The sequence below is a fragment of the Haliscomenobacter sp. genome, from assembly GCF_040403615.1.
Lineage (GTDB): Bacteria > Bacteroidota > Bacteroidia > Chitinophagales > Saprospiraceae > Haliscomenobacter.
The window spans coordinates 14,481-32,600 of sequence record NZ_JBBAKG010000072.1 but is presented as its reverse complement, the minus strand read 5'-3'; the positions used below and the strand labels follow the sequence as shown (position 1 = coordinate 32,600).

Annotated in this window: 15 protein-coding genes; 13 read left to right on the top strand and 2 right to left on the bottom strand. The window is 45.6% G+C overall.

The features are described from left to right. The 11 genes from ABW391_RS20225 to ABW391_RS20175 form a co-directional block, all read left to right on the top strand. Positions 1–1,395, top strand: a 1,395-nt coding sequence (locus tag ABW391_RS20225) for a DUF5916 domain-containing protein (protein WP_353483727.1), incomplete at its 5' end; no start/stop codon positions are given. A 148-nt stretch (positions 1,396–1,543) separates the two neighbouring features. Then, positions 1,544–2,023, top strand: a complete 480-nt coding sequence (locus ABW391_RS20220) for an SRPBCC domain-containing protein (RefSeq protein WP_353483726.1) — start codon at positions 1,544–1,546, stop codon at positions 2,021–2,023. Between the two features lie 22 nt (positions 2,024–2,045). Further along, positions 2,046–2,453: a DUF6855 family protein gene (locus tag ABW391_RS20215; protein WP_353483725.1), complete on the top strand. Its 408-nt coding sequence runs from the start codon at positions 2,046–2,048 to the stop codon at positions 2,451–2,453. Positions 2,454–2,491: 38 nt separating this feature from the next. Next, positions 2,492–2,734, top strand: coding sequence for a hypothetical protein (locus ABW391_RS20210; RefSeq protein ID WP_353483724.1), 243 nt, complete (start codon positions 2,492–2,494; stop codon positions 2,732–2,734). A 129-nt stretch (positions 2,735–2,863) separates the two neighbouring features. Further along, positions 2,864–3,994 (top strand): T9SS type A sorting domain-containing protein, encoded by a 1,131-nt coding sequence (locus tag ABW391_RS20205; RefSeq protein ID WP_353483723.1) that lies wholly within the window; start codon positions 2,864–2,866, stop codon positions 3,992–3,994. Positions 3,995–4,072: 78 nt separating this feature from the next. Next, positions 4,073–4,819: an LCIB family protein gene (locus ABW391_RS20200; protein ID WP_353483722.1), complete on the top strand. Its 747-nt coding sequence runs from the start codon at positions 4,073–4,075 to the stop codon at positions 4,817–4,819. Between the two features lie 334 nt (positions 4,820–5,153). Next, complete coding sequence (locus tag ABW391_RS20195; protein WP_353483721.1) at positions 5,154–7,532, top strand: TonB-dependent receptor; 2,379 nt, start codon at positions 5,154–5,156, stop codon at positions 7,530–7,532. Between the two features lie 66 nt (positions 7,533–7,598). Next, complete coding sequence (locus ABW391_RS20190; protein ID WP_353483720.1) at positions 7,599–8,675, top strand: sensor histidine kinase; 1,077 nt, start codon at positions 7,599–7,601, stop codon at positions 8,673–8,675. A gap of 74 nt (positions 8,676–8,749) precedes the next feature. Continuing rightward, on the top strand, positions 8,750–9,178 hold the full coding sequence (locus ABW391_RS20185; RefSeq protein WP_353483719.1) for a DUF2141 domain-containing protein: 429 nt from the start codon (positions 8,750–8,752) through the stop codon (positions 9,176–9,178). A 163-nt stretch (positions 9,179–9,341) separates the two neighbouring features. After that, the gene (locus tag ABW391_RS20180) at positions 9,342–9,758 is read left to right on the top strand and encodes a BlaI/MecI/CopY family transcriptional regulator (protein ID WP_353483718.1); all 417 of its coding nucleotides are present in this window, start codon (positions 9,342–9,344) and stop codon (positions 9,756–9,758) included. Positions 9,759–9,831: 73 nt separating this feature from the next. Beyond that, the gene (locus ABW391_RS20175; protein WP_353483717.1) at positions 9,832–11,643 is read left to right on the top strand and encodes a M56 family metallopeptidase; all 1,812 of its coding nucleotides are present in this window, start codon (positions 9,832–9,834) and stop codon (positions 11,641–11,643) included. 207 nt (positions 11,644–11,850) lie between these two features. On the opposite strand, the gene ABW391_RS20170 is transcribed toward ABW391_RS20175, so the two are convergent. Further along, positions 11,851–12,609: a LytR/AlgR family response regulator transcription factor gene (locus ABW391_RS20170; RefSeq protein WP_353483716.1), complete on the bottom strand. Its 759-nt coding sequence runs from the start codon at positions 12,607–12,609 to the stop codon at positions 11,851–11,853. A 221-nt stretch (positions 12,610–12,830) separates the two neighbouring features. Between ABW391_RS20170 and ABW391_RS20165 the strand changes: the two genes are divergently transcribed. Beyond that, positions 12,831–14,375: a hypothetical protein gene (locus tag ABW391_RS20165; RefSeq protein ID WP_353483715.1), complete on the top strand. Its 1,545-nt coding sequence runs from the start codon at positions 12,831–12,833 to the stop codon at positions 14,373–14,375. Positions 14,376–14,608: 233 nt separating this feature from the next. On the opposite strand, the gene ABW391_RS20160 is transcribed toward ABW391_RS20165, so the two are convergent. Continuing rightward, positions 14,609–15,403, bottom strand: a complete 795-nt coding sequence (locus ABW391_RS20160) for a hypothetical protein (protein WP_353483714.1) — start codon at positions 15,401–15,403, stop codon at positions 14,609–14,611. A gap of 303 nt (positions 15,404–15,706) precedes the next feature. Between ABW391_RS20160 and ABW391_RS20155 the strand changes: the two genes are divergently transcribed. Continuing rightward, the coding region (locus ABW391_RS20155; RefSeq protein ID WP_353483713.1) for a hypothetical protein at positions 15,707–18,120 on the top strand (2,414 nt) is incomplete at its 3' end.

Genomic DNA, 18,120 nt, shown 5'->3' with positions numbered 1-18,120 from the left:
TCATCCATGAATCTTGATTTGACCATCAACCCCAATTTTTCCCAAATCGAAATTGACGAGCAGGTCATCAACCTCACCCGCTTTAGCATCCAATTGCCCGAAAAACGGACTTTCTTTTTGGAAAATGCCGACTTGTTTGGCGATTTTGGGTTTGAGCTGATTCGGCCCTTCTTTTCGCGGCGAATTGGTTTGGATGCAGAAGGCAATCAAATTCCGATCCTGGGAGGAGCGCGGCTCACTGGCAACATCAATGCCAATACCCGCATTGGGGTGCTGAACATGCAGACCCAAAAGCAAAACAGCCAGGCTGGAGAAAATTTTTCGGCCATGGTTTTCAACCGCAGGCTTTTTGGCCGCACTACGTTACGCGGGTATTTCCTCAATCGACAGCGCATAGGTGAAGCGGAGCAAAATTTTGAATCTTGGGGGCGCAATGCAGGCGGCGAGTTTTTGTTCATTTCTCCTAAGGGGTCGATGCAAGCCTGGAGCAGTTTCCATCAGTCTTTCAAATCCGGCATTTCTGACCAGGACTGGTGGGGCCAGTCGGGTTTTAAGCATACAGCTCGCAATTTTGAGCTGACCGTTGATTTTCTGCACATGGGGGCCAATTATTACGCCGATATGGGTTACGAATTGCGGATTCCCAATTATGATGCCGTAAAAGATACCACCTTTCGCATTGGGTACAATATGCAATACACAGAAGCCATCTGGCGCATATTGCCCAAAAGCGAAAGCAGCAAGCTCAACAGTACCCAGATCTCGGCCAATAGTTTTACGGTATTCAACCCCAATCTGAGCCTCAATGAATACAACGGAGGGATCAACCTGGAAATGAGTTTTCGAAATACCAGCCAATTTTCAGTCTACACCAACTTCAACCACGCCAATGTACCCGTCAGCTTCAAATTTGACGATGAATCCATTGAGAAATATCCAGCCCTACCCGCCGCAGGCTATACTTTTGCCAATGCGCGCATGGAGTGGACCTCTGACTCGCGCAAAGCCTTAAATTTTAGCGCCGGTTTTACTGGTGGAGAGTTTTACAATGGCCAGCAATGGTCTGGAGACCTCGGTGTAGGCATTCGGGCCCAGCCCTGGGGAAACTTCAGGGTATCGGCCAGTTACAACAAATTGGATTTTCCAGCTCCTTATGCTGACGCGGAAATTCTGGCCATCACACCCCGCATCGAGTTCTTTTTCAACCGAACTTTGAACTGGACTACATTCTTACAGTACAACACCCAAGCCAATAATTTCAACATCAACAGTCGGGTACAATGGCGCTTTCGCCCCATGAGTGATGTATTTGTGGTACTTACCGATAATTACTTTGCCCAAGGTTGGGCGCATCGCAATCGAGCATTGGTGGTGAAGGTGAATTACTGGTTGTAGTACAACTGCAAGATTATTTCAAGGTTAATTTTAATACATAGGTCGAAATTGGCGTTCAAATGCTTATTTTACAAGCAAATAAGGTTCAACACTTAAATCGAACCCAATGACCTCTACACACCTATTTTAACCTTGAAAAAATTCTTTTATGAGTACCTCATCTATCCCTACTACCCCAACCAGCAAAGCGATTACAGTAAAAACAACTTTCAGTCGCGAAACCGCAGTGAGCATCGCAATTCAAGCTGATGCCTCCATCATTTGGTCTTTGTTGACCAATGCAGCAGATTATTCCCGCTGGAACTCGACCGTGGTTTCCATTAATGGCAATATCGCGCTGGGTGAAACCATCCAACTCATCTCCACCCTCGACCCCAAAAGAACCTTTAAACTGAAAGTAAAGGAATTTGAGGCAGGCAAAAAATTGGTTTGGGGCGACGCGATGGGCAATCGAGTGTACACCCTGACCAAAAACGACCAGGGGCATACCGTTTTTTCTATGGCAGAAAAAATTGGCGGCCTGATGTTCCCTTTGTTTGCTGGTTTTATTCCTCCTTTCGATGCCTCCTTTGAGCAGTTTGCTGCCGATCTGAAAAAGGAAGCAGAAACCATCATGCAAGCCAATTGAACAAACCTCAAAATCCAAAACCATGAAAGAGAAAATTGGCACCAAAGCCAACCCAACGCTGCTGAAAACACCCCCTTTGACTTCCGAATACACCATGCACGTGGATGAAAAAGACGGCAAAGAAATCCTGGTGTGCACCGTAGGGAAAACCGTACTACACTACGACCTCAGTTGTCTCACAGACCTGCATGCCATGCTCAAAGCCCACGGCGACTGGATGGAACTAGGCTCTGCCGATGAGCAAAAGCCTGCCAAAGAAGGCACCGTAGAAGCCTGGGGCCGCGCCGAAAACAACCCTGTAGGTGGTTGGTACGGACTCAAAAAGGGCTACAGGGGTCGCTTCGGCATGTACGTTCCGCCACTGATGGAGGCACTGGGACTAGCGGAGGTAACCCATGATGCGAAAGGGAATAAAATGCGGGCAATTTAATAAACATTATGTCTAATGATGTTTCTCTATAAATAGCAATGAACAACAACAAACACTACCGCAATTGGATGATCCAGGCTCCGCTGGGTCTGGTCATCCTCGGATTTGGCGTCTGCCTCGTAGCCGAATCTGCCATACTCAAAGCCTCTGGCGCATCTTGGATGCAGTGGGTGCCCGCTGGCACCGTATCTCTTTGCGTCTTTAACTCAGGGCTGTGCATTTTTGGAAATTCCATTCTGGAACGGGTTCGGTATGAGCGGGAGAATGAAGGGAAGAAGTGAGTTCAAGGTATTAGTTGTTTGTGGCTTATCAAATCATTTGATCTTAACCGCCCCGTCACAACAATCTAATTAAACCATCAGCTCCAAACTTAGTCCAAGTGCTATTGCTCATTCCCAAACCAAGCTGGCATGAAGACCCTACAATTTACCCTAATCTTTTTGATGACCTGGCTGCATTGCGCAGCCCTTTTTGGCCAAAAAGATTCCATTTTTGACCAAGGCGAATACCGCAACTACATTGTACACTTGCCCAAAAATTACAAATCTAGTACCCGCTACCCGTTGATTTTAAACTTGCACGGCCTCAATTCCAATGCAGCCCAACAACAAGCTTATTCTCAGTTTGATAAAATAGCGGATACTGCAAATTTTATTGTAGTGTATCCCAATGCTGTTGGAGGCTCCTGGAGCTTCGCAGGAGACAAGGATGTTAACTTTTTAAGCCACCTGGTTGATTCTCTCAAAAAAGACTATTCCATCAACAATAGCTTATTTGCTACAGGTATGTCGATGGGTGGGTTTATGTCGTACCGACTGGCTTGTGCCATTCCGCTTAACGCGATAGGTGTAGTTTCGGGCAACATGAGTACCAACCTACAAAACAATTGCCCGCTACCTACAGGATTGCCAGTGATCCATTTCCACGGCACCACCGATCCCCTGGTCAATTACAACGGCACTTTTGGAATCTCTCCGGTAGAAACAACCATCAAATGGTGGGTAGATCGAAACAAATGTACCAAGACTCCCATCATTACTCCCATCCCCAATATCAACGCCAATGACGGTTCTACGGTTGAGCAATATTTCTATAGAAATGGGACCAACAAGAGTGAAGTCATTTTTTACAAAATCACCAATGGTGGCCACACCTGGCCAGGCGCGCCAACCAATTTACCCTTTGGAAATACCAATCAAGACCTCAATGCGAGTCAGCTGATCTGGGCTTTTTTCAAACGTTATTCCAGCACTACGGTGACCTCAGTTGAAGACCTGAAAAAAATGAAAAGCATCCAGGTATTTCCCAATCCCGCTCAGGAACAAATCAATATCCAGTTTCCTGAACCCGGTGCTGGTGCATCCGCCGAGCTTTTTTTATACAATAGCTTTGGGCAGTTGGTTCTCCGGCAAAGGAGCGAAGGAACACAAGCTCCAATCTCCATTCGGGTATCAGGCTTCCCCAAAGGCGTATATTTTCTGTATATCAAGACCGAAAAACAACAATTGTACCATCAAAAAATAGTGATCGGATTGAAATAAGACCTGCTTTTGGGCTGGCGTAAAAACAGGTATACTATCTTTAGGCCAGTACAAGGTTGCCTAAAATAACCGTCAATTATGAAAAAACGTGAAAGACTTGCCATTATTCGCCAGTATTATCCCAATGCCATTACCACGATCGACAGCGTCAACCGCTTGATTGATTATGTGGAAGAAACGCTGGATTTGGAACCCAACCAAATCATGTTGGCCGACAGCATTTGCAGCGATGATGTCAACAGCATTCAGTACCCTGCCCGGGCACACGAATTTTTGGGCCCTTTCAAAATGGGCGGATTGGATGGGTTTCCCTTTACTGGGCTAACCGGCATGGGCGCATTTGCCAGTCATGTACCAGATGATGGCGCTGTATTTGTGTATTATGGGCCACACATTGGGGTATCAAAAACTGGAGCAATCGGCGAAATTCACCGCTTAGGGCAGAGCAAAAACTCGGGCTGCTGCGGAGCGGCCAAAGGCGCATTGAACAAACTACTGGCCAATCAAATCGTAGCGGGGCGGGTCACTGAACTTGATTATCAAATGAATACCCTTGAGCAAATTTTGCTCCGGGAAAAAGACCGCATCCTTAGTGCGGCCATCCCTATTCAGGAAGCCACCGAAGTCATTTATGAAGCCATCGATCAACGCATTGAAGAGCTGGTGGCCAGCACCAAATACAATTGCCGCTATGTCATTTTGGTTGGCGCAATCTTGATCAACAGCGATTCTGATATGGGTTCGTTCAACAGTGCCCGCAAATTTGAAGTCATCGACCTCAAATCCGGAGAACGCAAGAACCTGGACGGCTATTTCAACGCTTAATCCGCAAAATAAGCACTTACAATTCACCCTTCTCAATCCACAATTCACCCTTTCCAAAATACACTTGGGCATAAAACGCTGGTTTTGTGCCCAAGCATTGTTCATTTTTGCACCATAGACGGCCATTGAGCTGCCGATGGGCTGGTCTACTTATGTATCCGACAAACTAAATTTTAACCGACACACCATACTCCAAAGTATGACGCAAAAAATTACTTCCCGATTTTTTGAGAGGCTTTTGAATAGGAAGCTCACTTGAAATGAACCATTCGACTTCCTATTCAAAACCCAAAATCGGGAAGCTAATTTTTCTGCGTTACAAACCTGACTCATTATGAAGAATCTTAAACACCTGACTGTTCTTTTTTTGCTCAGCATGCTGAGCCTACACCTTTTTGGACAAAACAGCCAAACCGTCAAAGGAACGGTGTTGGACAAACAATCTGAACAAGCCCTGGTGGGCGTAACCATCGAGTTGCTCAATGTTACGCCTACCAAAGGAGCAGTGACCGACCTGGATGGCAAATTCGCTTTGGAAGATGTACCCCTGGGGCGGCAAGCTTTTCGCATCAGTTACCTCGGCTACAACACCATCACCATTCCCAATGTATTGGTCAATGCCGGAAAAGAAGTGATCTTGGACTTGCGCCTGGAAGAAGCCGTAGTCAAAATGGATGAAGTGGTCATTTCGGCTGCAGTGAGCAAGGACAAGGCCAACAACGACATGGCCAGCGTCAGTGCGCGCTCGTTCAACGTCGAAGAAGTCAACCGCTTTTCGGGTGGCCGCAACGACGTAGCACGCCTGGCGGGCAGTTTTGCCGGAGTAGCTGCCGCCAACGATTCTCGCAACGACATCGTGATTCGCGGCAACTCGCCAACCGGACTTTTGTGGCGATTGGAAGGTGTACCCATTCCCAATCCCAACCACTTCTCAACGCTGGGCACTACGGGTGGCCCGGTGAGTGCCATCAACCCCAACTTGCTGCGGAGCTCCGATTTTTTCACTTCCGCATTTCCCGCCGAGTATGGCAACGCTATGTCGGGCGTATTCGACCTGGGCTTTCGGAGTGGCAATACCGACAAAGCTGAATACACCTTTCAATTGGCGGCTTTCAGTGGGCTGGAAGCGATGGCCGAAGGGCCCCTGAGCAAAAAGCACAACTCTTCGTACGTCGTGAGTGTACGCAACTCTTTTGTGCAATTGGCCGATGTGGTGGGCATTCCGGTGGGGACTGCCGCCATCCCCAATTACCGCGACGTTTCTTTCAAAGTTGATTTGCCCACTACCAAGGCGGGCAAGCTTTCCATTTTTGGCATCGGTGCCAGCAGCAACATCGATTTTTTGGGCAAGGATTTGAACGATGAAGATCTGTTTGCTGAAACAGGCAAGGATTCTTATGTAAAATCCCGATTGGGCATTTTGGGCCTGCGCCACAACCTGGTGCTGGGCAAAAATGCGTATTTGCGCACCATGGCATCCTGGTCTACTTCCCGCAACTTGTACAATGAATACCAACTGCCCAATGACGAAAACCCCGAACGGCGTCACATCGTGGATGTAAACGATCGCACCGATACTTGGTCGTTGTCCTCTTATTACAACCAAAAATTCAACGCCCGCTTTACGCTGCGCACCGGAATTTTGGCACAAGTGTACGATGTAGATACCCGCGTATTGGATCAGGAAGATACCCCCACCTGGAAAACCGTGCGGGATTTTGACGGCGAAATTGGCCTCTGGCAAGCTTTTGCGCAGGGTTTGTATAAGATCAATAAAAAATTGACCCTGAATATGGGCCTGCACGCCCAGCTCTTGGGCATCAACAGCACAGCCGCCGCCGAACCAAGAGCAGCCTTGATCTGGCAACTGACTCCAACGCGCACGTTGACGCTTGGCTATGGCTTGCACAATCAAATGCAGCCCCTTCCAGTGTTTTTCTTTCGGGAAGAGGTTAGCCCTGGCGTATTCAAACCTACCAATCAGGATCTTGGATTTACCCGCGCCAACCATTTTGTGTTGGCTTACGATCAAAAATTTGGCACCGACTGGCGCTTAAAAACCGAAGTATACTACCAGGCACTGGACAAAATTCCTGTTGAAATGCAAGCCAGTAGTTTTTCTCTGTTGAACGCTGGTGCAGATTTTGTGTTCCCTGAGGCAACCTCATTGGTCAATGAAGGAACTGGTCGCAATTGCGGTGTAGAAATCACGGTAGAGAAATTCTTCAGCAAAGGTTATTACACCCTCGTTACGGGTTCCTTGTTTGACTCCCAATACAAAGGCAGCGATGGCGTGGAACGCAATACCGCCTTCAACAATGGGTATATTCTGAATGTACTGGCTGGAAAAGAGTTCAAATTTGGGAAGGGTGGCAAAAATGCGTTCACTTTCGATACCAAGTTTACCACCGCAGGTGGCCGCAATTACACCCCGATCAACCTGGATGTGTCGCGTATAGTAGGAGAAGAAGTACTGTATACCGAACAGGCTTTCAGCAAACGGTATGACCCTTACCTGCGCTGGGATGTCAAGTTTGGTTACCGCGTCAACAGCAAGAAACGGAACTTGTCGCAGCAATTCTTTATGGATTTTCAAAACGTGACGGGTAAACAAAACATCTTTAGCCGTCGTTTCAATACGCGCACCAACAACATCAACGATGTGTACCAATCCGGGTTTTTCCCCGACATTATGTACCGCGTTCAATTTTAATTAAATTTGTAGGCTGGTAGAGGCGGGATCGCGCCTCTACCAGCCTAACCTAAGTATTAAAAAACCATGATTCCAAAAAAAGAGGGAAGACCAAGCAATCGCGAGATAATCGGGTTCGATGACCGATTGGCCATCGCCATTGCTGTGCCGATCCTTGGATCGTTCATCCCTTTTTTGTTGTTTGAAAACTTTGCCTATACCAGTATTTCCAATTTTGTACCCATGTGGATCATGTCTAGCTTATACACCATCAGCTATTGGCTTATGGTGCGTACAGTCATCATCCGCAAACGCATCACCTATCCACATCCCAATCAGATTGGTAGAAGAATTGGCTTGTCGATCCTGATGATTGCTCCTAGCTACCTGATACTCAATTTCCTACTTGATTATATACATCAGTTTGCGCTACATTACGTTGATCATCCGGAACCTTCCGAGTTTACCACCAACCTCATATCGATATTTTTGATTATGCTCTTTTGGTCCATCTACGAGAGCATCTACATGTACCACGGCTGGAAGAACTCCCTCAATGAAGCCGAACGACTCAAGCGGGAATTTGTGCAAGCGCAGTTAGACGGTCTCAAAAGTCAGGTCAATCCGCACTTTTTGTTCAATAGCCTGAATACATTGGTGTACATCATCCCGGAAGACCCTGAAAAAGCAGTAGAGTTTGTACAAAAGTTGGCCAAAGTGTACCGTTACATTCTCGAAATTCAAGAGCGACGCCTGATTCCCCTTTGGGAAGAAATGGAGTTTTTGGAATCATTTATCTTTTTGCACAAAGAACGCTTTTGTGACAACCTGCGCCTAAACATCGAGGTGCCCAAGTCTGAGCGCAATCACTTGATTGTGCCCCTTTCGCTGCAACTCCTGTTTGAAAATGCCATTAAGCACAACATTATCTCCAAGGAAAAGCCACTCAGCATTTCACTCAAAGTAGAAGAAGGAAAGCGATTGGTCATTAGAAATACCCTCCAGTTGCGCTCGAATCCGGAACCCGGCACCAAAACAGGACTGTCCAACATCAAAAGTCGTTATGAATATTTCTCTGATCAGCCTGTGATTATTGAAGATACCGGAAAAGAATTTATTGTGAGTATTCCACTGATCCAGGAAGCAATCATCACCGCAGCCTAAGGAACAATGAAAAACCATTTTGCTCTTTTTGGTGTTGAATCTTTACTAACACTAAAGTACCAACAAGCAGGAAGATGGCTTTTTTAATTCTAATCCTATTGCCCCTATTTTATGAAAATCAAATGGGCGCCTTGACCGTCAAAGTAACGAATGTACAAGCATACCAAGGCAGCATCCGCATGGCCGTGTACAACAATGAAAAAACTTTCCCCAGTGAAAAGCAAAATTTTTGCGGTGCGATGACTTCCCTTGCTCCGGGAACGCTGCCAAAGCTAACTTGCGAAAATCTCCCCTTCGGCCAATACGCAGTAGCCGTATACCACGACCTGAACAACAATGGAAAGATGGACAAAAATGCCATGGGCATTCCAACCGAACCTTATGGGTTTTCAAACAACGTGCAGGTGAAATGGCGACAACCAAAGTGGGCTGACGCAGCATTTGTTCTTTCAACTGCCAAACAGGAGTTGACCGTAAGCTTGAAGCGCTGGTCGGAGTATTGAGATTGACCCTTTACTTCTATTCTCACCATTTGGATAAAGCTGCAACCTTTGCCCTCCCATCCCTGTCTTTTTATTATCTACGAATTTTTTCGTATTAAAATTTGCAAATACGAAGCTCTTCGTATATATTTGTCTACGAAATTCTTCGTAATCAAAAATTGCCATGAATCAAGGAGAAATACCACAACCTACCGAGTCAGAATTGGAGATCCTTACCGTACTATGGGCGCGCGGCCCCTCTACCGTGCGGGAAGTCAATGACCAACTCAACGAGCAGCGTACAGATGGGAAAGAAGTGGGCTACACCACATCGTTGAAGTTGCTGCAAATCATGTTTGAGAAAGGGCTCGTGGCTCGCAACACCGATGCCCGTACCCATGTATTCTCAGCAGCGTTTGCCCAAGCAGATGTACAACGCAATTTGCTACAACGCCTGGCTGATAGTGCCTTTCAAGGTTCGGCCATGCAAATGGTCATGCACGTCTTGGGGGGGCATGATGCCTCGTCAGAAGAACTTCAGGAGGTCAAGGACTTAATTGAAAAAGTTGAAAAATTAAAAAACTCAGGGTTGAAAAATTGAATGATTGGTGCCCCATTCCCTATTTAGCAAACCTCTTTAACTCCAAACTTTTCAACTCTAAACTCATTATCATATGCACACCACCTACACAGATGCATTGGTTTACGCCACGGGTTGGACGGTAGTACATTCCCTTTGGCAAGCCTTTGTGCTCGCCCTTATCTTGTCCGTAATATTGATTGGTATTCCGCGTCAATTGGCACGGTGGCGTTACAACAGCGCGGCTTTGGCACTATTGCTGGTGTTGCTATCAGGGAGTGTAACTTTTTATTGGTACTACCAAATTGCCCTCCAACAAATGAGTACGGAGGCGACGTTTCCTGCAAATTTCCAGGAAATATGGCAATCCCACAGCGCTGCGAGCAGCGGCAATTTTTGGCAAGAGTGGCAATCGCGCTTTACCGCCTATTTCAACCAACACCTGCCCCTAATCGTTACGGTATGGTTTTGTGGCCTGAGCTTTTTTATACTTCGCATGCTCGGAGGCTTGGCATACCTCAGGCAGCTTCGTTATCAGGGTACTTCGCCAGTAGCTACAGAATGGGAGGAAGTTTTGCAGGAATTGGCTCAAAAACTGGGCATCAGTCGCCAGGTATTGTTGTTGGAGTCGATGCGCGTAGATTCCCCTCTGTTAATTGGCCATTTCAAGCCATTGATTTTGTTACCCGTTGGTTTATTGGCGGGTTTGAGTATCGAGCAAATTGAAGCCATTTTAGCGCATGAATTGGCCCATGTTTATCGGCGTGATTATTTATTCAACATCTTGCAAACCCTGATTGAAGCGCTGTTTTATTTCAATCCTGCGGTATGGTGGATTTCCAATTGCATTCGCATCGAACGCGAGCATTGCTGCGACGATATAGCGGTCAAGATCTGCCAAAATAACCTGGAATACGCCAAGGCACTCGTCTGCATCAAAGAAAGGAATCGGGGTGTTATACCTAAAATGGCCATGGCAGCAATGAGCAAAAAGAAACTTTTGCTCACCCGCATCCAACGCATTTTACATCAACCAGTAAATACATCCGACATGAGTGAAAAAATTATGGTTACTGCCTTGCTGGCTTTTACGCTGATCGGTATCAATGTAAAAGCCGAGCGCAAAGTACCCGCTCCGATTAGGGATAAGGCGGAGATTTCGATCGGGACTTCATCCTCCAAGGCCATGCCAATTGTGCCTTTGGATACCCTTCCTGAAGGCAAAATCAGCATCCGCACCACTCGAAATGGCAAAAGAATCGAAGCCAAGGTTTTGGATCAAAAAATTCAGGAATTGATCATCGATGGCAAAACCGTACCTGCTTCCGAGTACAGCAATTATGAACAAACGATCACCGAAATCATCGAATCGGTGCCGCCACCACCACCGCCACCATCCATGCCTACTCCATTTCCAATGGTTGCTCCAAACGCACCAGGAGTACCTGCTCCTGGCGCATTTCCTGCGCCACCATCGCCGCCAGCACCTGGAAACCCCAAATTCAATGTACCTACTCCACCACCTCCTCCAGGTGGATTTTACTACTACAACAAAGAGGGTGACCAGGTCATGATCGAAATGCCAAATTTCTCACCCGGCCAAAAAATGTGGGGCTATCCAGGTTTTAATTTCGAGTGGAAAAATGAAGGCTTCCCGGAGGGTTTTGATCGCTCGATCATCATCAATGGAGGTGATTCTACGGAGGTTTCGCGCTTTATGGCGCCTAATGCCAGGTTTTTCAATTTTGACAATATGCGGATGCGCATGGACTCCATGCGTGCACATTTGGACACTGCAAAACTAAACCTGAGATTAAAGCTTGGCCAAATGGATCATCTAAAAAAAGAATTAGGCGAGCGGGTTAAAAAATTGGAGAGGGAAAGCAAGGTTTTGCTCAGCAATTGACAATAAACAGGAAAGGTTCGGGGCTACAAAAAACCAGAAAAAGTAGCCCCAAACACTTCTGCTGCTTAAACCAAGAATAAAGCATAGGCAATGCAGGCAATAAAGCCTACAAACGCCAACACAACATCTAAAGCAGGCTTTGAATGTACTTGTAGGTGGTCTTTCATGAGTTAAAATATTTACAGTGTTATTAAATGGGAATGTGTTTTATTGATCAATCCAGTTTTTAAAATCCTGCACCCGCTCCCGGCTTACCACAATATCGAACCCTGGGCCAGGTTGCAATTCCAGTTTGAGCCGGTTATTGAAATACGGATGGATCTTTTCCACCGCATCAATGTGCAGCAAGATTTTACGATTGATTCTAAAGAAGTGATTAGGATTCAGCAGTTGCTCAAGCTGCTCTAAGGTATGATCAAGTGAATACTTTTTGCCGTCAACGAGCCTTGCGAAAACCAGGCTATCCTCGGCAAAACAATAGCGGATATCCTGAGCTTGAATGTAGGAAAATGAATTGCCGAATTTTACTAAAAATCGACCCCTAAAATTACGGTTTTTTATGTTGTCTACCAAATCATTTAATACCGAATAGTCAAATTTCTGCATTTTGTCCCGCATCTGGTCGTATTTGTCCAGGGCGTTTTTCAATTCAAGCGTTTCAATGGGTTTCAATAAGTAATCGATGCTGTTCACCTTGAAGGCACGGATGGCGTACTGATCATAGGCAGTAGTGAAAATCACCATGGATTGAATCTGGATCGATTGAAAAATATCAAAACTAAGTCCGTCGGCCAAATGGATGTCCATCAAGATCAACTCTGGTGCTTCATTTTGAGCAAACCACTTGATCGCCTCTGAAATCGAATCAATCACGGCTAAAATCTCCACCTGTGGTCGATGCTGTCGAATCAATTGCTCGATCCGGCGAGCGGCAGGTAATTCATCTTCAATGATCAAAACTTTCATCTAAAAAAAATTGTATTTGTTAATTTTGACAAAATTAGTAACTTAGTCAAAATTTTAATTGAATATCCCTACCTCTAGCCATTAATGTCAGACCATTGAAGGTTTGACGATGAATCAGGAATCACAAAAAAAATTGAAGCACTTTTTTACCCAAAAAGGCTAAGATGTACTTTTATGGTAAACGAATGACCAGTCATTTTAGCTCAAAAATACTGTAATACATGAAAGCGCTGTACGAATTGGCTGAAATGGTACACAACACCAAGATCAAGGAAGTTGAGTTGGTGCAGGAAAATCGCAATGACCATTCTCCGTTGAATAGTCTTTTTTATGGCATTTTGAGCAAGGAGTTTACCAACGATCATGAAGCAGCCAAAAAAGTACTCCATTCAGAACCAGGTGACCAAGCCTACCAACGCCTCAAGCGCAAATTAAAGCGCAGTTTGCTCAACGCCGTGTTTTTTTTCGATATGCCCCAATCCGATTACAACGAGCGACACCGGGCCTATCATGAATGCAACAAATACTGGGCGGCGGCCAAAATATTATTGGCAAAAAATGCCAATCACATCGGGATTGAATTGTGCAATAAACTTTTGAAGAAAACTGAAAAATACGACTTCACCGACCTGGTAGTCGACATTGCGCGAAATATGCGCCTGCTCTACGCTACCAAAGAAGGAAACATAAAAAAATACGAGCAGTACAACGCACTTTTCAAACAGTATGAAGAAATCTGGATTGAAGAGAATTTGGTGGATGAATTGTACATGGAGCTGGTGCTGCGCTACGTCAACAGTCAAACCATACTAAAAGAGACCCATTCCAAAGCGGTGGAGTTTTACAGCCGGATTGAAAATATTTTAAAGAAGAATACCAGTTACCGCTTGCAATTGTGCGGGATGTTGATCCGACTGGTCATTTTTTTCAGTAAAAACGATTGGAAGGGAATGATTGAGGCATGCAATGAAGCGGTAGAGTTATTCGAAAAGAAACCTTATCACGCCTCCGTTCCTTTGCAAATTGCTTACCATCACCAATTGGTTGCTTATACGCAGTTATTGAATTTTAAAGATGGACAAGCTGCGGCAATTAAATGCTTGAAATACCTGGAACCAGGAAGTTACAACTGGTTCAAACATCAGGAGTTTTATTTCTTGCTGTGTATGAATACCAAACAGTATCAGCTTGCTTTTGAAATCTTTAGAGAAACCATTTCGAATCGAAGGTTCCAATTTTTGTCTTCCGGTGGCGCAGAAACCTGGAAAATCAACGAGGCTTATCTGCACTACCTCAACGAGAAAGGGGAAATTATTACTCCGGAAGATGATACCTCCCTGTCCAAATTCCGCCTGAACAAATTTTTAAATGATACTCCCATTCTTTCTAGAGACAAGCAAGGAATGAACATTCCTATTTTGATCATTAAAATTCTATTCAAGCTCAAAAATAAAATCTACAACCAGAGTCTTTTGGATATTGAAAACATTGACCGATACTGCTCTCGTTATCTTCGGCAAGATGAAACGTTTCGAAGCAACTGTTTCATAAAAATGCTCATTACCATCCCCACTTGCAACTTTCACCGGGAAGCCGTCATTCGCAAAACCAATAAGTTGCAAAAAAGGCTGGAAACCCAATCCGGAAATTATCCTCGAGCAGAGATTGAAATCATCCTGTACGAAACTTTGTGGGAATTTGTGTTGGAATCGCTCAACAATCAGGTTGTACACACCAGAAAACGCGCCAAACGGGCCACTACATAAGTAGTGGGGCAAAAATGAACACTTATTTTTTTGTCGCCCTTAAGCGTCTCTTGTTCTTATTGATTTTAGAGCAATTCGAACCAAAAGGGCAAAAAAAAGCAGAGACCAATTAGGAAGGAGTCTCTGCTGCTACAATGTGCTTGTTATGGAAAAACTCCGAATTCAACTTTAGAGTCGAGAAAAAGTTCATCAACAAAATGCAAATTGTGCAGCAGTGTCTCCAGTTGAGCAAATCAAGCTCTTTCTCTTTGTAGCGTCTTGACTTGTTGCACCAACGCTTTGTTGATTTCGGGTGCAAACATATTTCCAGCCAATCGATCGTCAAATACTTCCAACTCCAATTGGCCCGCCAAATTCTTGGCTAAATCGCCCATTGCCCGGGCAAATGCAGCCGTTTTACCCAAAGCCATAAAATGGTCAATGATTGCTGTTCTGATCGTTTCAGCAGGATCAAGGTATTGCAACATTTGGCGTTGGCTTTTTCCTTTGCTGCTGATGCCTTTGTTCTCGAGGCGCCCCCTCAAATCTTCAGCCGTATACCCAACCAGGCTGGAGCGGTAATGCCACCAATTGCCCGTTGAATTTCCGTTGCGACTGGAATAAACCTCCAGGTGATGCTGTTCAGCAGCTTCCTGACAGGTGCGCATGCTCATGGCCTTGACCAATTCAATCATGTTCATTACTTCTTCCTTGTCAAGGGGAGTTTGGCTGCCTTCGGTATTCTCAATTTCTTGCAAATAGCGCGCAAGTTTGAGCTTGACCTTACTTTTTGATTGCAAGGCAATCAGCTTGGCCAATTCGATGGAGAGGTAATAGTCCTCCACCAGTACCGTTTCTTTTTGCTTGCGCAAGGCGTAATCCTTCATCACCACGGGGCGGCGAATGCCATCCTGAAATTGGTAAACATCCTTCAACCAGCGGCGAATATTTACGCCATAATGGTGATTACTCAGTTCAAGCAGCTGATGAAGGTCCATTGCTGTAACCACTTTTGTTCCTTTTTTGCTGGTAAAAACTGCGATTTCCATGCTCAAATGATTGATTTTCAATTGAATTTTATCTTCACAGTTCAAAAATACATAAATAGTTTTAAATATCAAATTTTTTGAAACTTTTTTTTGTATTTTATTTTTGAAATTATCTTTTCTGGTTTTTTTGACCTCATTGCCGTATATTGCAACTGTTTTTACCTATCAATGAGTCAGATCTCACTGGCAATGCATATTCCACGTCGAAAACAGGCTTTTAAACCTGTGACAAACCTTATTTTTTAAAGTCAAAACAATAGATTGGCTATTGCCATTCCTAGCATGAACATTATCCTTCGACGCATGAGAAAACTGTTACTTTCCTTCCTGAGCCTTGCTTTGCTTACTATTGCTTCCATTCAAGCCCAAAACACTTGTTGCATTGGGGAAAACCTGGGTGGCACTTGCCTGGGTGAAGAAAATTGTGAAAACTTCGTCAGCATCAACTGCGATACCCTGAGTAAGCGCTGCTTTCAAAAATGGTGGACCTGGCCTGGTACTTCAATTACCGCAGAAGATTACGTACCCGCCAATTTGGTGTTCTCCAAGCACTATGAGGGGAGTCGCTCTTTGCACATGAAGCCTGATGCCATTGGAGCAACCCCGGATGTGGTCAAGGATTTGTTTGATGTTTCGAGCGGAGTACATCGCTTATCCTGGAAAATGTACGTCCCTGCTGGCAAAACCGGCTATTTCAACATCCAACACGATTTCAAACGCTTGATGCGGGGGCAACCCAACTGGGCTTATCAGGTCTTTTTTACGCCAGACGGGTCAGTACAGGTGCGGGTCGGTGCCGAAGGTACCTTCAGAGTTGCTTCCTTCAAACCCGATTGTTGGCTTAAAGTGACTCAAGTCATCAACCTAGACCGGGACAGTGTGCAGTTTTTCCTCAACAACCGCCTGGTTGCGCGCTGGAAATTCAGTTACGGCGTAGTTGACCTGGACAACGACAACCGGGGGGATCAAAAAATTGTAGACCGCAAACTCGGTGCAGTTGACTTTTATGCCAACGAAGGCTTTGAGTATTATATTGATAAAATTTGCTATCAAAAAGCGCCCGTTTTTACTGGCGGAAATTGCCCAACTACCGGGCAAGGTACCTATTGCTTGGGGGGCATCCTGCCCTATATACCGGCCAATGCTTGTGGCTTACCTGCCTATGATGGCTATGTGGAAGGCGAGGAAGCCTTTGCCGGTGCCTGTAATCCAGGTGTTTCTGCCTGTGCCGACGCAATTCCGATAGCCTGCGGACAATCTTTGACCAATCAAAATACGGGTGGAATCGGTGGCAAAAACACCTTTACTTCCAAAGATTTTTCTTCCTGCGTAGCAACCCAAAATGCCTATGGGGGCAATGATAAAGTATACCGCATTACGATTACCGAACCGAGTAATCTGTTGGCCAGTTTGAATATACTCGATGCGGGGCGAAATTTGGATATGTTTTTGCTCAAAAGCTGCCTTACCTATCCACTTGCTACCACGAGTCAGCCCGAGTGTGCCTTTTGTATGGCCTCCAGTACCAACAACAACCTTAACGATTCCGAAGAAAGTTTTAGTGTTTTTTTAGAACCAGGTACCTACTTTTTGGTCGTAGATGGACAAGCCGGGGTCAATGCCCGCTTTGATTTGTCCATTTCCTGTGGATGCAGTTGTGTAGAAGGGGGCGATTCGCCATTGGGAGCGAATGTGTTGTGTGAAAATTTTGACGGCTACAACAATGGCAACCTCGTTACCCAAAGTCCCCGCTGGAAAGTATGGGATGCAGGATCCAATGATGCCAGTATCGAAGCCTCAACCGATAGAGTTGGGAAGGTTCTGCGCATCCAGCGTACCGCTACTTCTGCACCTGATGTGTTGCTTCCGTTGGGAAACCGCACCACCGGACGCTATCGTTTGTCTTTTAATTTATTGGTCGCCAAAGGAGCCAGCGGGTATTTCAATATTCAGCATACTGATGCAGGCGGAGCCAATCCGAATTGGGCTTTCCAGGTCGAGTTTCAGGACAATAGCCTCGGAAAACTGGTGGTGGCCAACCGGGTGATCGGTTCTTTTTATTACAAAAACGGAGACTGGAACAAAATCATGCAGATCATCGATTTGGACAAGGATAGAGCCGAATTGTGGATCAACAACCAAATGATCAGTTTCTGGCGCTTTAGCCAAGGCACACCCACAGATCTAAAGCAATTGGGCGCGCTGAACTTTTACGCCAATACGGGCAACAACATATTGGTCGACAACATTTGCATGTTTGCCAAAGAGACCGTTTGCAGCGATGCTACCCGAAATCCGGTATGCCTGAGCGATGGCCGCAGCTACCGAAACGAAACGCAAGCCCGATGTGACTTGTACACGGCTGCAGAATTGGGTGCTTGTGTTTCGGTTTGCGATTTGGGAGGCACCATGATTTACCGGGGCGATCGTTTTTCTGGCAACATAAGTCCAACCGACTTTGCCCCCAACCTTTCCTGGCAAGACTCTTGTGTCACCGCAACGTTTACCAATCAAGCCCTTGACTCTTTGTTTGGCCACAGTTACATTTTTTACAATGACGAAGCCAATCCATTCAGCATAAATCTTAGTGCAACCAATGGGGCAAGAGCATTCATCTACCGATGCTCCCAGGATGGAATCAGCAGCAATAGCGGCCGCTTTCGATGCGTCGGACGCGACGGAGAGACTTTTTCGCAAAAAGGCTACTTCTATGTGTT